This window comes from Xanthomonas albilineans, assembly GCF_002939705.1.
Classification (GTDB): Bacteria; Pseudomonadota; Gammaproteobacteria; order Xanthomonadales; family Xanthomonadaceae; genus Xanthomonas_A; species Xanthomonas_A albilineans.
In genome coordinates this window covers 120,984-135,804 of sequence record NZ_MDCB01000006.1, presented here as the reverse complement: position 1 = coordinate 135,804, position 14,821 = coordinate 120,984, and the positions used below count along the sequence as shown (strand labels likewise).

The following is a 14,821-nucleotide window of genomic DNA, read 5'->3' as shown; positions in this document are numbered from 1 at the left end:
TGGGCAACGGTCGCGGCGTCTTGGGTGCGGTTGCCATGGCTAATGGCTTAACGCCGGCTCGTGTCTGTGCAGCCACGGCGGTGCCTCGTCCTACAATGCCCCGTTAATCATCGGCCTGTAGGCCTGCCAGGAGTCGTTCTAGATGAAATTCCGCTTTGCCGTCGCCGCCGTGGCGACCTTCGCCGTTGGCATGGTTTCCGCACAGACCTCAGGCCCGATACCGGCGGCGCCGGCCGCCACCGTCGCGCCTGCCACGGTGGCGATTCCGCCCGCGCCCAAGCCGGCTGTGTCCAAATCCTGGGTGCTGATGGACTATGCCAGCGGCCAGGTGCTGGCCGGCGAGAACGAACACCTGCGCGTGGCCCCGGCCAGCATCACCAAGGTGATGACCTCCTATGTGGTAGCCGCCGAATTGAAGCAGGGCAAGATCAAGCGCGACGATCAGGTCATGCTCAGCGAGCGCGCTTGGCGCGAGGGCGGTGCCGGTACCGACGGCAGCTACAGTGGCTTCCCGGTCAACCAGACCGCACGTCTGGAAGACATGGAAAAGGGCATGGCCGTGCAGTCCGGCAACGACGCGGCAATCGCGCTGGCCGAACATACCGCTGGCAGCGAAGAGGCGTTCGCGAACCTGATGAACAATTATGCCGCCAAGATCGGCATGACTGGTTCGCACTTCGTCAACGCGCACGGTTTGTCGGCCGAGGGCCACTACACCACCGCTTACGATCTGGCCTTGCTGGGCCGTGCGATGGTGCGCGATTACCCGGAAACCTACGCCTATAACAAGATCAGGGAATTCCGTGTCGGCGATATAACCCAGCCCAACCGCAACCTACTCTTGTGGCGCGACCCCAGCGTGGACGGCATCAAGACGGGTCACACTTCCGAAGCCGGCTACTGCTTGCTCAGCTCGGCTCAGCGTGGCGACCAACGCCTGATCGCGGTGGTAATGGGCGATAGCTCGGAGAAGCAGCGTGCCGACGATAGCCTGGCGTTGTTGAACTGGGGCTTCCGTTTCTTCGAGACCCATCGTCTTTACGAACCGGGCAAACAGGTTGCGCAGCAGCGGGTGTGGAAGGGCACCGAGAAGCAGGTACTGCTGGGTGTGGCGCAGCCGCTGTTGGTCAGCGTGCCGCGGGGCCGCTACAACGAGCTGAAGCCGTCGATCGACGTGCCCAAGACCCTGACGGCGCCGATCAAGCAAGGTCAGGCGATCGGTACGGTCAGGGTGACGTTGGACGGCAAGGTGATCGCACAAGCGCCGCTGGTGGCATTGAACGCAGTCGACGAGGCTGGTTTCTTCAAACGCCTGTGGGACAGCCTCTGGATGTGGTGGGAATCGGCCTGAGTGGGAAAAGCCGGCGGTGACGCCGGCTTTTTCGTTATGGGATGTTTCCCAAGTGCAGGTCTGATTTGAGTACTTGCGTAGCGCAAGCCGCTTTTGCAAGAAAAATGGTTGCCGTGCGTGGCGCGGCCTTGGGTTTGCCAGCGCACAGCCCGATAATGCAGACATGGACATCGTTTCCGATAACCCCAATCACGGCTTCCAGTTTCCCGGCGTTTTCGAACTCAGTGCGATGGGGGCCGCCAGCGCTGGCTTGGAATCGGAGCTACCGCGCCTGCTCGCCGCTGCCGGTGTGGAGGTGCTGGACGAACGTATCCGTTGGCAGCATTCCTCCAACGGCAAGTACGTCTCGGTGCGGATCGCGTTCCACGCCGTCGATCGTGCCCAGTACGACGCGGCGCACGCCGTGCTGCGCGCGCATCCGGAAGTGAAGTGGACGCTGTAACCGCCCACTCGCCTTCCGTGCCCGCGCTGCTGCCATGCGCCGTGCGCGATCTCGGTCGTCAGCCTTACGAGCCGGTGTGGCGGGCGATGCAGCGCTTCACCGATGCCCGCGACGCGTCCAGTGCCGATGAGGTGTGGGTGGTCGAGCACGAGCCGGTGTTCACGCTCGGCCAGGCCGGCAAGCCCGAACATGTGCTGGCGCCGGGCGATATCCCAGTGCTGCACGTGGATCGCGGCGGCCAGGTCACCTATCACGGCCCCGGCCAACTGGTGGTGTACCCGTTGCTCGACCTGCGCCGCCTGGGGATTGGCGTGCGCGAGTATGTGTGCCGGATCGAGCAGGCCATCATCGACACGCTGGACACATGGAACATCCAGGGCGAACGCCGCGACGGTGCCCCGGGCGTCTACGTCGGTAGCGCCAAGGTCGCTGCGCTCGGCATCCGCGTGCGGCGCGGATGTAGCTTCCATGGTCTGTCGTTCAACGTGGCGATGGACTTGGAACCGTTCCGCCGGATCAATCCCTGTGGCTATCAGGGCTTGCAGGTGACAGCGGTGTTAGACTTGGGAGGTCCTTCCGGCATGCAGGCGGTCACCCCGGTGCTGCTGGCCCAACTGGCTCGCCAGTTCGGGCTGATCCTGCAACCGCTCGACGCCTTGCCCGACCTCACGTTCACGCACGCGCCCTGATCGCCTGCCCGCCGACCACGCCATGACCCAGCCCAGCGCACGCAGCATTCCTTTGCAGGTTCTCTCCGCCGATAGCGCATCGGCGCCGTTGCAGGCCGGGGTCAAGCAATTGGGCGAAGACAAGATCGCCCGTTCGCCAGTGCAATTCGTCGATGCGCCGGTGTTGCGCAAGCCGTCGTGGATTCGCGTGCGTCTGCCTTCCGGCAACGCGGTGCAGACGCTCAAGGCCAAGCTGCGCGAAAACCGTCTGGTCACCGTCTGCGAAGAAGCCAGTTGTCCGAACATCCACGAATGCTTCAGTCATGGCACGGCCACGTTCATGATCCTGGGCGAGGTGTGTACACGCCGGTGCTCGTTCTGCGACGTCGCACACGGCCGGCCCAAGCCGCCGGATGCCGGCGAGCCGGCGAGTCTGGCGCAGACCGTGGCCGATATGGGGTTGAAGTACGTGGTGGTGACCAGCGTGGACCGCGACGACCTGCGCGATGGCGGTGCCCAGCACTTCGCCGACTGCATCGCTGCGATCCGCGTTGCGGCGCCCGCCACCCGCATCGAGATCCTCACCCCGGATTTCCGTGGCAAAGGTCGGATGGAGCGTGCGCTGGAGATCCTGGCGACGCATCCGCCGGATGTGTTCAACCACAACATCGAGACGGTGCCGGAGCTGTACCCGAACGTGCGCCCCGGTGCCGATTACCAGTGGTCGCTGACCCTGCTACAGAAGTTCAAGGCGCAACACCCGTCCATCGCCACCAAATCGGGCATCATGCTCGGCCTGGGTGAAACCCCGGAGCAGGTCCAGGCCACGCTGCGCGACTTGCGTGCGCACGACGTGGACATGGTGACCATCGGCCAGTATCTGCAGCCGACCGCCCATCACCATCCGGTGATGCGCTACTGGACGCCGGAGGAATACAAGGCGTTGGAGGACTATGGCAACGTGCTGGGTTTCAGTCACGTGGCGTCCGGTCCGATGGTGCGCTCTTCCTATCATGCCGACCGTCAGGCGGCTGGCGCCGGCGTCGCTGTGAATTCCAACGGTAATGTGGACTCCACATCGCTTTCGGCGACTCTCTAGCGCTTTTTTGTACTAGACTGCGATGCCGACCATAGTCCCGCCGATCCGGGAATTCCCCAAGGACGGCAGGATTTGGCGGATTGACTGGTTCGGCCCTGTGGAACGGGCCGGGGCGGATACGCGGATCGACGTCTACCTCAGTCCGGCGACCACAGCTGCCCCGCCGAATCCGCGTGTCCAGCGCGATTTTGACAGCACGACCCCTGAGCATGCCCGCATCGGTATCGGCCTGCTGCCATATCTTGCGATTGGCTCGCTTTGGCGCAACGGCCGGCGGCTTCGTCATGCAGCGGGATACGGAAAGCGGCTTCATGGAGTTCAGATAGGACCTAAGACGGTTAAGCTGGTGGAAGCCGGCCTGGTTCTGTCGGAGGATCCCAAGCGCTGGCTGATCCCACACTTCGCGCACCAATTGCCTAGGCTTGCCCTTACGGGCCACACTCCGTGCTTCGCGATCGAGTATGGTGGCGATCCCTACGGCATCGTGTTGCCCATGATCGAGGCGATACGCTTCTACTACGCGGTCTCGACCGACCTTGCCCACGCCGTGTTTAGCGGTGCATTTCAATTGCACCTGCACACGCTCATCGACACGGACGTCAGCGGCCCCCTTCGCGATTCGAATCGTATGGTCGTGCGCCTACGGCAATGGTTGGCCGACGACGATGGCTGGGTGATCGGCCGCATCCTGGGCGATGGCCATGCGCGCGCGGGCGTGACGCGGATCTACGATTCGCTGTTGAAGAGCACGGCGAACCGGGCGGCTGTCTTCCCCGGATGCGGTTTGCCATTTCGCGGCGTGACGGACTGGTCGACGCGCGGTGTCGATCTGCCGGTCGATGGCGGCGGCAAGCGCTGGCTCATTCACGAGCTTCTGCGCTGCTCCGCGCCATTCCCGTTCGACGAGCTGGAAGTGGTGCGCGACAACGACGGCACTCAGGCGGATCCGGGCACCGATCTCCCAGAGGACGAGAAAAGGCCAGCTTGGTCGCCGCCGCGCCGCACGGCGAAGCTAGGCGCGGACGCCGAAATCCAAAGTGACGATCAGCCGGAAGCGCAGATTGACTCGATCGACATTTCGCTCGCCAGCGAACGCTTCGAAGCTTTGAACGGAAAGAGCGTGATAAAGACACCGAAGACGGAGTGCCGCTACAAGCGCTCATCCTTCCGACGCACCCAGGTCGTTGTGTTGCTCGGTGCAGGCGCAGCCGGTGGTCAGGCGACGGGCGTGGGGCCGCTGCGTGTGACCTTGCGCCGCGAAGCAGAACGCCTCAAGAGCCTGCCCGCGTCCTTCGACGCTCTACTGAAAGTTGTCGACGCCCTAAACACTCTTGAGAGCGTTTCCGCTAGTGTGCGTCCGCCCACGCCCGCGACAGTGAATCTGCCGCTGACCAAACCGCGTGGCCGCTGGCAATGGGGCTATCTCGACTCCGCAGGCAAGATCGAGCGCCGCGTCATGGTGATTGACATAGAATGCGCCGGCTGCTGCGGCAGCCTGGTGGAGTTCGAGCGCCGTAGAAGCGAACGCAGCAAAGCGGCGCTGCTGATTCTGTTCGAGGCTGTTCCACTCTCCGACGAACGGTTGAAGCGCCTCCTGCACGCGCTGGTGAACGCCGAAGGTGTCTGGGCGAATCTCAAGCCGCATCCGGCCGACATGAAGCTGGCGCTGTTCAATCACAGCCGTACGTCGGCGGAAGCCTTCGCCGACGATATTTGCACCGCGCTGCAGCGAGCGTCAAACTCAATATGATTAGAATAATGGGGCCTGCTAATGAGTGGCGTGAATAAGCGACCGATTCGAATCGATCAGCTCGATCTGGACGTATCAAATTTTCGACTGGAGGCTGCGGATACGCAGGAAGAGTCCGTGGAGAACATGCTCGAGGAGCAGCAACAGAAGCTGGTGAACCTATCCCGCGACATCCTCGAGAATGGATTGAGTCCTGCCGAATTTCTGATTGTGGCGCCTAATCCCGATGCGGCGGATAGGTATGTTGTGTACGAGGGCAATCGACGTCTCACCGCATTGCGGCTAATGGGCAACCCGGAGCTGGCCCGCGGCACCGCCTTTGAGGGGGATTACCAGGCCCTAGCCGAACGGTTTCGCATGGATCCGATCACTCACGTACAGTGCGCTGTTTTCGAGGGGCGCGATGATGCTTTGTTGTGGATTGACCGTAAGCATAATCCCTTGAATGGGCGGGGTTTGGTGCAGTGGGGTTCGCCGGCGACGGATCGACGCGACGAATACAAGAGCGGCAAGGTCCGTCCTTCACGTGCGATTCTCGATCACCTGCGTGGACGCGGCCTGCTCACTCCGCTGCTGGAAAAGAACCTAAGGCGGCGAACCACCAATCTGGATCGCGTCTTCCAGATGCCATACGTACGCACACGGCTGGGCATTGTCATCGACCGCAAAGCCAACGCGATAGCGTTCGCGAGCGGCGATGTGACAGCAGGAAATGCGCTGCTGCTGTCCATGGCCGAAGCGTTGGGGTCTAAGAGTTTTCCGGTGCGTCACATCCTTGAGCAGGACCAGCGTATCTCGTTCATAGACCGATTTGCCGAGGCAGCGGTGCTGGCGCCGGCCGCATCCCCTGCAGCACCCGACCTGATTGATGATCCCTATTCGGTCGTCAATCCGTCACTAGGTAGGAACGGCGCGAACGGAACAACGCCTGACAAAGGGCGGCCTGAGGCGCCACGTCCGCAGGGTAAGCCGATGCGGCCGGCACCGTCCACGCTTTTGCGCACAACGTTGGCGCTCCGCGGGAAGGGGTATGATCTGCGCATTGAAGACCCGCGCTTGAATCGACTCTATGAAGAGGCTCGCAACCTGGACCCAGATGGCTTCCCCAATACCGCTGCATTGTTGATGCGCGTGTTCTTGGAGCTAAGTTCGGAGTTCTATCTGACGGCGAAGCAGATCGCGATTCCCGCAAGGCACAGCAAGTCACACTGGGGCGATATCGGGCTGTCATTGGAGTTGAAGATCCGCACCGTGTTGGAGAATCTGGATCCGGCGGGCCGCGACCACGAGTTGCTCAGTGCGCGTCAGGGGATCTCCAGTAGCGAGCATGGGCATTCGGTAAGCAACTTGCACGGCTATATTCACAATCGCAATGCTGATGCCGAAGGGCAGGAAGTCAAGCGTGTATGGGAGCGCTGGCAACCATATTTCCGGCGCCTTTTCGACGCTTTGCGCACTCCATGAGGCCAAGCTGGCCATCTTGGCCAAAGGTTGTTATAAAACGGCAAAGGATTAGGAGCTCCCCACGCCGTGCCTTACGACACTCCATTGCGCTACCCCGGTGGTAAGGGCCGACTGACCCGTTTCATGCGCAAAGTCATCGATCGTAACGGACTACAAGGCGGTCACTACATGGAGCCGTATGCTGGCGGGGCCGGCATTGCAGTCAGCCTGCTGCTGGCGAATGTGGTCTCTCATATTCATATCAATGACCTTAACCGATCAATTCACGCGTTCTGGCATGCAGTGCTGCATCAGGCCGACGAGTTGTGCGCCAGAATTGCGTCGACAGATGTGAATATGGAAGTGTGGCATGCGCAAAGGCGGATCCAGGATGATCCCAATGCCAATGGGCTTGACCTAGCGTTCTCCACATTTTTTCTCAATCGCACCAACCGCTCCGGCATCATTCGCGGTGGTGTGATCGGTGGCAAGGCGCAGGACGGGGCGTGGACCTTAGACGCACGCTTCAACAAAGAAGACATGATTGCACGCATTGAGCGCATTGCTGTACGAGCGGAAGCTATCTCGCTGTATAACTTGGATGCCGCAGTTTTGATCGACGCGGTGCTGCCGACGTTGCCGGCGAGTACGTTGGTCTATCTCGATCCACCGTACTACGTGAAGGGGCGTGGGTTATATGAGCACCATTACAGTCACGAAAGTCATGTCGACATTGCCACGCGGGTGGCTACCATCGGACAGCCATGGATCGTTTCGTACGACGCAGTGGCACCGATCAAGAAGTTGTACGCTAGTTACCGACAGAAGCGATTCGGGCTGCACTACAGTGCAAATGGCAGGTTTCGCGGCAGCGAAGTGATGATCCTTAAAGACGGGCTGGTGGTGCCACGCAGCATCGCCCCATCGCGTGCCGAAGTAGCCTAAGTTCAGTATGCGCTAGCCTCTATGCTGGTCTCACGTCGATTTGACGCGCCGAGTACGGCCTCGATTAAACGTATCAACAGTCGCAAGGTACCACTGCGAAGCCTCAGGGAAATCACGCACCAGATCACTGTAGCGCACGGCTTTCGCTCGCCATGCCTCGTCAAGACGGACTTGCGGTGCCGCCAGTAACCAGGTAGCCAACTGGATGATGTGATCGCGCTCCTGGATGGGTCGCGATTCAAAGGCTTGGCGGCCGCGAGGGACGGCTAGGTCTGGCGCGCCAATGGCGTGAGCTGTGAACGCGCCGAGTTGAGCGGACTTGCGCAGGCTGACCATCACTTTGCATAGCTGGTGCAGGACGTCCATGTGGCCGATGCTCAAATCGGTAGTCCTGCCGGCAACGTGCGCGGCAATCTCGGTGAGTTCGGTGCCTATGCTCGCTTCATACGGAAGAAATCCAACACGCTCTGCCTTGCGGAGGTCGAAGTTGCAGGCGTGGCAAAGGCACAGCAGGCCCGGTTCCGTGACATTCGGTCGCCCCAGTTCGCGGCGGTGATAAACGATGGGTGCGGCGCAAGCCGGGCATCGGTCATGCAGGCGTAGGCGGTGCCCCGCGCAGAATGTCAGCGCGGCCACGCGCCAACGCGTGCGGAAGTAGGGCTCCTCGTCATCAGCCAGGCACTGCGGACAGTACTGAACACCGAAGCGGCGGCGCGTACGGTGGTAGATTCCAGCGGGAAGTATCCAGCGCAGTTGTCCAGCGGAATGTCGTTCGCGGAACAGCCACCCCCGGTAGATGTTGAGTGTTGTGCGCCGAACGGTTCTGATCGGAGTTCCGGTGTGGCGTGCGAGCAATGCTAGTAGCCAGGGCGGAGCCAGGCGGTCAATGTCGCGGTTCCACAATTGGTGCTCTTTTCCGAACACACGATCGCAGAAGGTCTGTAGCTTGAGGCCGTTCGCGCACGCGATGCGCGCAATCCAGGACGAGAGCAGTTCGTCCGGCAAGGGTTTGGGATGCGCCGGCCAGAGATCGCCGGACAGCGGCATCACAGCACCCGTTCAGCTTGGCGCCTGCGCTCCGAAGGCGAGACCCAGCCAAGGGCTTCGATCAACTTGGCATCGATGCGCTCGCGGCCAGATTCGACCGCCGAGGCACCAGCGAGCGTTAGCAGCGTCGATAGTTCGCCGAGGTAGCCTTCGCTCAGCGAAAACAACTTCGCTGCCAGCGACGTATCATGCAGGTTCGACGGCTCGGCCAGCGGCAGCATCCGCTCAAAGCTGGCCAGCAAGCGCAGGAAGTCGGCATCGAAGGTCCAGCGCGGCAGCAGGGCCGGCTCGAAGCGGTTGGCGAGCTGCGGGTCGGTCTGGATCGCGCGGAAGGCGTCCTTCGTGCCCACGCCCACGATAGGAACCTGCAGCTCGTTGCCCAGGTACTTGATGACGTTGAGGAAGGTGCGCTGCCGGTTGAGGTTTCCGGCCAAGATGTGGTGGATCTCGTCGATGACCAGCATCTGCAGGCCGACGTAACGCAGCAGCTTGACCACCTGTGCCTGCTTCTTGTCCACACGGTCGTTCGGCTTGTAGGGGGCGAAAAGCAGTTCCAGGATGGCGTTGTAGAACCGGCCCTCATCGGGTGTGGGCGGCGCCTGGATGGCCAGCACCGGCACGCGAACGCCTTGGCCCTGTGGGTTATCGCGCGCGGGATGCAGTGAGCGGAAGCGCTGCACCAGCATGGTCTTGCCGTTGTTGGTGTCGCCGACTAGTAGCAGGTTCGGCATGCGGTGCGACTTTGGCCAGGTAAGCAGGTTCTCAAGCTTCGCGATGATGGATTTGGTACGCGGATAACCGATCCAGCGCGGCGAGCGAATCCGTTCGATCCGCTCCACCGCCGACAGCGTCAGCCATGCTGCCGCAGCGGCGCTCAGGTGGGCGTGCGTGTCAGACATGTCCTTCGCTCAGCGGATCCAGCTCGTCGAACGGCTTGATCGTCTCTGGGGTAATAGCGGTCTCAACGACGGGGCCGGTCGCCATCGACGGCTTCTCTGCGCCAAGACCGTCGCGCCGCCGCTGCTGGACCCGCCGCACGGCCTTGGTCTTTGCCTGCGCATCATCCTCGATGGAGCGCATACGGTCGTAAGCCTTGAACAAGGTGCGTTCGTCCGGCTCGTTACCAACCTGCTTGACCATGCGCTCGACTTCGCGCAGTTCCCAGAGGCTGATAGCCGGATGCGACGTGTCGCGGTATGGAATCGGATAGTAGGTGCGCAACTCTGGGTCGAAGAACCAGATCGTGCTGATGTCGCGTGGGTCGCGCCGGAAGACGAACTTCCGCTTCGTCTTCGGCGAAGTCGGATCCTTCGCGCCGATCCAGCGCCGCAGCACGTCGTGATAGTAGTGCACCTCGTCGATCACGACGCCGTAGTCCTGGACCGTGCGTTCCACAAACGGAGTGAAGTCGAGTCGTAGCCGGTCTTCGTCGGCGATGCGCGCTGGCAGGCCCACGCCAGGTCGCTGTTCCGTGCCGAAGACGCCTTCCCGGTACTTGGCGAGCGGCGACATCCCAAGCGAGGAATGTTTGCGCTGGTGGTAGACCTGCGAGATGTAAACGGTCAGCCACGCTTCGAATTCGCTCAGTGTCAGCGCTGCCTTGCCTTCCGAGTCGTAGTCGCCGCGTTGCTGCGGATTGGAAAAGGTCGTACCAGGGAGCGTGTGGATTTCCTTGCCGGCTGTGCCGAGGAGCCGCTCGATGTGGCCGCCGAAGTGCGGTCGCGCCACCGGCCGCCAGTTGATGTCGATGCCGTACTCGGCGCATGCTCGCTGCAGCATCAGGCCGCGGAATTCCTTGGCGTTGTCCATGTGCAGCGTCTTGGGGAAGCCCCACACGGGCCACTCCGCATCGATGTCGCGCTTCGCCAGCCATTGCTCCTTTGGCAGGACCGCATGCGCGACGCACAGGCCGGTCGCCAGAGCGCCCGGCGGGTCGAAGGAAACGTAGAAGCCCGCGACCATGCGGCTGAAAACATCGATGGCGAGCGTGATCCATGGGCGGCCGATCGGGCGCCGGTGATGGTCGTCTACCAGGATGATGTCGAGTTTTGTGTGGTCGATCTGTACGACTGCGAGCGGCCAGTCTGCGCCGGGGAACTCGCCTTCGATCGGCGAAAAAGCCTCACTCGCTGCCTTTCTGCCCTCGCGGCGCTTGGTGCGCAGTGGCTCCGCCAACTGCGCGATCCGGTTGCGGATCGTGTTCGCGTGTGGCGGCTCCAGCCCAGCGTTCAAGCAGCGCCGGCGCACGTCTTCGCAGACGCGGGAGACCGGCTTGCGCTGCGAGGTCAGGTAGATGTCTTCGATCGATGCCTGCATGATCGCTTCGATCTCAGCCGCAAGCTTCGGAGCCCCTTTGTCGCGGCGCGTCTTCGGCATGAGTGCCGTAAGCCGTCCCGTCGCTTCGTAGGCGGTCAGCCACTTGTATAAGGTGTTCGGATGCAGGTCGAACTCGCGCGCGCGTTGGCTGACTTCGGAGCGAGTGCGCCCGCGTTTTCGTACTAGCGGGTGGATGACATCCAGCCTGCGTTGCGCCGTCTGCCAGTCTTCATCGGCGAGATCTTCCAGCCCGGGCGCGGCGAGGGCCATGCTTGGCATGGCTGGCTGCAGTTCCGTCAATTTCGCCTGGCGGATCTGGCCGGTTTCGGAGTCGCGGATCAGCACGGCGTCCAAGTCGAGGATGCGGGTAACGGTGCCACGTCGTTGGCCTACCAGTACTTCGGTGCCGGGTTGTACGGCGAAGGTGGCGGGTGTGGAATTCATCCCTTGCTCCAGATACGGCTGGACATGGTCAGTGATGCGTTCAAATCCGCACCGAAGTGGAAGGTGCCGACGAGGTACCACAGCGCCGGTAGCAACCGGGCGCGGTTCCATTCGTCGCGGCAGGCGGTTTCCAACAGGGTCTGCACGTCGGCTTCGCCCAGTTCGCACAGCGAATTGTCGAGCACGTCCATGTCGTCCGCAGGTGGCGGACCGCGCCGCACGAAGGGCAGCAGGAATCGGGCGTTGTCGAGGTACGGTGTCCGGATCTCCGCTTCGGTCACCAGCTTGAATCGCCATCCCTGTGCCTTGGCGAAGCGGATGGCGGCCCGGAACTTGGGTTTCAAGTCCAGCCATTGCTCGCGCAGGTCGGAGCGGGACTTCACCTCGCATAGCAGCGGGGTCGGTTCGGCACCGTGCCGCGCCTTGAAGTGCACCAGCACGTCGGGCGTGTAGCGTCGCTCGCGTCCGTCGTCGTGCCAGGACAGGGTGACCGGCTGTACCTCGAAGCTGCGCACGTAGGGCGAGAACTCCAGCCGAGTGAGGAAGTCCCGCTCCAGGGTCGACTCAAACTGCGCCGGCCCAGCGGCCTTCGCCGCAGCCACGATGCCGGTCACGTTGCGGTAGCTCTTAGCGATCTTACGGACGGGCATGGCGAACCAGTCCTCTCAAGCGGTGGAATTTCGGACCCAGTCGCCGGGTCTGTTGGCAACCAGTACAAAGGATCGATGTAATAATAGGCTTCATTGGGCGGCGTAGTACATGCGAGCTTTGGAATTCACAGTCGCGGGCTGAGCGCGGCGACCTGCTTTCCCTCTCTGCGTGCCGGTGAAGCGGCGCGCGTTGTCGCCGTGTCCTTCGCGTTCATCCCCCCGGCACCAGCATCCGCACGTCCCGCACCGGTGCCGTTCACATTTCTGCGCAGGTAGGCGGCTAGTCTGGTTCAGGAACAGGTGACACGGCCTGAAACTTGCTCCACTGTGTTGTTGTCTGACGCGATGTGCTGCCCCTCCTGACGGCCTGGTGCCGAGAGTCCCTAGATGAAATTCAAAGCTCCCGTCTTCCTGCTGGCGTTTGCGCTGATCGCACCGCTGGCGTTGTTCGCCCGTACCGAGGCGCCGCCCTTGCCGGCCGCCGCCACTGCCGACCAGTCCACCACTTCCAAGTTGGTCTATGGATTGCTGTCCGATAGCCGCTATGCCTACCGACCGCGCGCACTCGACGAGGCGACGTCGAAGGAGGTCTTCAACAAGTATCTGGAGACCCTGGACGGTAGCAAGCAGTTCTTCACCCAGGCCGACGTCGACAAGTTCGCCGGGTTCCAGAACAACCTCGGTGCCAGCATCGCTTCCGGTGAGCTCGAACCGGCGTTCGATATCTTCGCCGTCTACCGGCAGCGCGTGGACCAGCGCATCGCCTACGCGCGCAAGTTGCTCAAACAGGACTTCAATTTCGACGGCAACGAGAAATTCGAGTACGACCGCAAGAAGGCGCCGTGGGCCAAGGACGATCAAGAACTGGATGCGTTGTGGCGCAAATCGGTGATGAACGATTGGTTGCGGCTCAAGCTCGCTGGCAAGAAGTCCGAGGACATCCGCAAGACCCTGGACAAGCGCTACGCGAACCTCGCCGATTCGGTCAAGGAACTGAAGAGCGAGGACGTGTTCCAGTTCTTCATGAACGCTTATACCAACACCGTCGATCCGCACACCGACTACTTCACTCCCCGCACCGCCGAGAATTTCAATCAGCAGATGTCGCTGTCGCTAGAGGGCATCGGCGCGCAGTTGCAGAAGCAGGACGACCTGGTGGTGATCCGCGAGGTCATCCCGGGTGGCCCGGTGGCGCTGGATGGCACGCTCAAGCCGGGTGATCGCATCGTCGGCGTCGGTCAGGGCAAGACTGGCCCGATCGAGGACGTGATCGGCTGGCGCATCGACGATGTCGTGGCCAAGATCCGTGGCGACAAAGACACGCAGGTACGCCTGGAATACATTCCGGCCGAGGCCGGTGTGGACGGCAAGCATCGTCAGGTTCTGCTGACCCGGCGGAAGGTGCGTTTGGCCGAGCAGGCCGCCAAGGGCGAGACCATCACCCTGCCAGCGAAAGATGGCCAGCCGGCGCGTCGCGTTGCTGTCATCAAGCTGCCGGCGTTCTACCAGGACTTCGAAGGCCGCCGCCGCAACGCCAAGGACTACGCCTCGGCGACCCGCGATGTAGCCAAGCTATTGGCCGGCTTCAAGGCTGACAAGGTCGATGGGGTGGTGCTGGACTTGCGCAATAACGGCGGCGGTTCACTGGATGAGGCGATCGAACTGACCGGTTTGTTCATCGAGCAAGGCCCGGTGGTGCAGGTACGCGAATCCGGTGGCCGCGTCACCGTCAACAGCGATCAGAATCCCTCCGTGGCCTGGGATGGTCCGCTGGCGGTACTCATCAACCGCGGCTCGGCCTCGGCCTCGGAGATCTTCGCCGGCGCCATTCAGGACTATGGCCGTGGCCTGGTGATCGGCGAGACCAGCTTCGGCAAGGGCACGGTGCAGAATATCGTCGATCTGGATCGCTGGCCGGCCAACCAGACCGACCGCTTCGGTCAGGTCAAACTGACCATCGCGCAGTTCTTCCGCATCAGCGGCAGCAGTACCCAGCACAAGGGTGTGGTGCCGGATATCGCCTTCCCGGCCAGCGTTGACGCCACCGAGTTCGGCGAGAGCACCTACGCCAACGCGTTGCCGTGGAGTCGCATCGCTGCGGTGCCGCACACCCAGTACGGCAATTTTGCTGCGTTGTTGCCGAAGTTGGAGGCGCAGCATGCCAGCCGTATCGCCAACGACAAGGAATTTCAGTGGTGGGAAGAGGATGTGCGCCAGTTCCGGACCGAGGCCGCCAAAAAATACGTGGTGCTCAACGAGGCCGAGCGCCGTGCGGAACGCGAGAAGCAGGATGCCCAGCGCAAACAACGCCAGGAGATCCGCAAGCAGCTTGGCCTGCCGCTGGATCCGCTGGCCGAGGATAGCAGCGACGACGGCTTGACCGGCAACGAGCGCGATATCGTCAAGGATGCCGCGCGCGAGAAGCTGGTCGACAAGCGCCCGGACCCACTGCTACGCGAATCGGCATCGATCCTGGCCGATGCGGTGAACCTGCTGGAAAAGGATCATCCGTTGTCGGCGCAGGTGCTGCCGCAATCCACCGGCCCGGGGCGCTGGGCCGACTGACCGATTCGGCACTTCACCGCCGTGCCAGCACAACACGCGCCATCGCTTAGCGGTGGCGCGTTTTTTGTGGTTGCGCTGGTGCGGGGTGGGGGCGGTTGCGA

General features: G+C 62.3%; 12 protein-coding genes. 8 read left to right on the top strand and 4 right to left on the bottom strand.

From position 1 onward, the window contains the following. The first annotated feature begins 142 nt into the window (after positions 1 to 142). The 7 genes from XalbCFBP2523_RS07725 (at position 143) to XalbCFBP2523_RS07695 (ending at position 7,698) form a co-directional block, all read left to right on the top strand. Positions 143 to 1,351, top strand: coding sequence for a D-alanyl-D-alanine carboxypeptidase family protein (locus XalbCFBP2523_RS07725; RefSeq protein ID WP_045765391.1), 1,209 nt, complete (start codon positions 143 to 145; stop codon positions 1,349 to 1,351). A gap of 163 nt (positions 1,352 to 1,514) precedes the next feature. Then, positions 1,515 to 1,793 carry a DUF493 family protein gene (locus tag XalbCFBP2523_RS07720; RefSeq protein WP_045765392.1) on the top strand — a complete coding sequence of 93 codons (279 nt, stop codon included), beginning with the start codon at positions 1,515 to 1,517 and terminating at the stop codon, positions 1,791 to 1,793. Next, positions 1,781 to 2,482, top strand: coding sequence for a lipoyl(octanoyl) transferase LipB (lipB, locus tag XalbCFBP2523_RS07715; protein WP_045765393.1), 702 nt, complete (start codon positions 1,781 to 1,783; stop codon positions 2,480 to 2,482). Before XalbCFBP2523_RS07720 ends, lipB begins: the two co-directional genes overlap by 13 nt. A gap of 22 nt (positions 2,483 to 2,504) precedes the next feature. Then, positions 2,505 to 3,560 carry a lipoyl synthase gene (lipA, locus tag XalbCFBP2523_RS07710; protein WP_045765394.1) on the top strand — a complete coding sequence of 352 codons (1,056 nt, stop codon included), beginning with the start codon at positions 2,505 to 2,507 and terminating at the stop codon, positions 3,558 to 3,560. Between the two features lie 22 nt (positions 3,561 to 3,582). Further along, positions 3,583 to 5,310, top strand: a complete 1,728-nt coding sequence (locus XalbCFBP2523_RS07705; protein WP_146084060.1) for a hypothetical protein — start codon at positions 3,583 to 3,585, stop codon at positions 5,308 to 5,310. A gap of 21 nt (positions 5,311 to 5,331) precedes the next feature. Beyond that, entirely contained in the window at positions 5,332 to 6,774 is a 1,443-nt protein-coding gene (locus XalbCFBP2523_RS07700) for a hypothetical protein (RefSeq protein WP_045765396.1), read from the top strand. A 66-nt stretch (positions 6,775 to 6,840) separates the two neighbouring features. Continuing rightward, entirely contained in the window at positions 6,841 to 7,698 is an 858-nt protein-coding gene (locus XalbCFBP2523_RS07695; RefSeq protein WP_045765397.1) for a DNA adenine methylase, read from the top strand. A gap of 30 nt (positions 7,699 to 7,728) precedes the next feature. On the opposite strand, the gene XalbCFBP2523_RS07690 is transcribed toward XalbCFBP2523_RS07695, so the two are convergent. The 4 genes from XalbCFBP2523_RS07690 to XalbCFBP2523_RS07675 are packed head-to-tail and all read right to left on the bottom strand — an operon-like array spanning position 7,729 to position 12,155. Next, entirely contained in the window at positions 7,729 to 8,745 is a 1,017-nt protein-coding gene (locus tag XalbCFBP2523_RS07690; RefSeq protein WP_052687919.1) for a TniQ family protein, read from the bottom strand. Then, positions 8,745 to 9,644 (bottom strand): TniB family NTP-binding protein, encoded by a 900-nt coding sequence (locus XalbCFBP2523_RS07685; protein ID WP_045765398.1) that lies wholly within the window; start codon positions 9,642 to 9,644, stop codon positions 8,745 to 8,747. Before XalbCFBP2523_RS07685 ends, XalbCFBP2523_RS07690 begins: the two co-directional genes overlap by 1 nt. Further along, entirely contained in the window at positions 9,637 to 11,505 is a 1,869-nt protein-coding gene (locus tag XalbCFBP2523_RS07680) for a Mu transposase C-terminal domain-containing protein (RefSeq protein WP_211286561.1), read from the bottom strand. The genes XalbCFBP2523_RS07685 and XalbCFBP2523_RS07680 overlap by 8 nt, the downstream gene beginning before the upstream one ends. Then, positions 11,502 to 12,155, bottom strand: coding sequence for a heteromeric transposase endonuclease subunit TnsA (locus XalbCFBP2523_RS07675; protein WP_045765399.1), 654 nt, complete (start codon positions 12,153 to 12,155; stop codon positions 11,502 to 11,504). Before XalbCFBP2523_RS07675 ends, XalbCFBP2523_RS07680 begins: the two co-directional genes overlap by 4 nt. A gap of 387 nt (positions 12,156 to 12,542) precedes the next feature. Here XalbCFBP2523_RS07675 and XalbCFBP2523_RS07670 point away from each other — a divergent pair, with 387 nt between their 5' ends. Then, complete coding sequence (locus XalbCFBP2523_RS07670; RefSeq protein WP_045757824.1) at positions 12,543 to 14,720, top strand: carboxy terminal-processing peptidase; 2,178 nt, start codon at positions 12,543 to 12,545, stop codon at positions 14,718 to 14,720. Positions 14,721 to 14,821 lie beyond the last annotated feature (101 nt).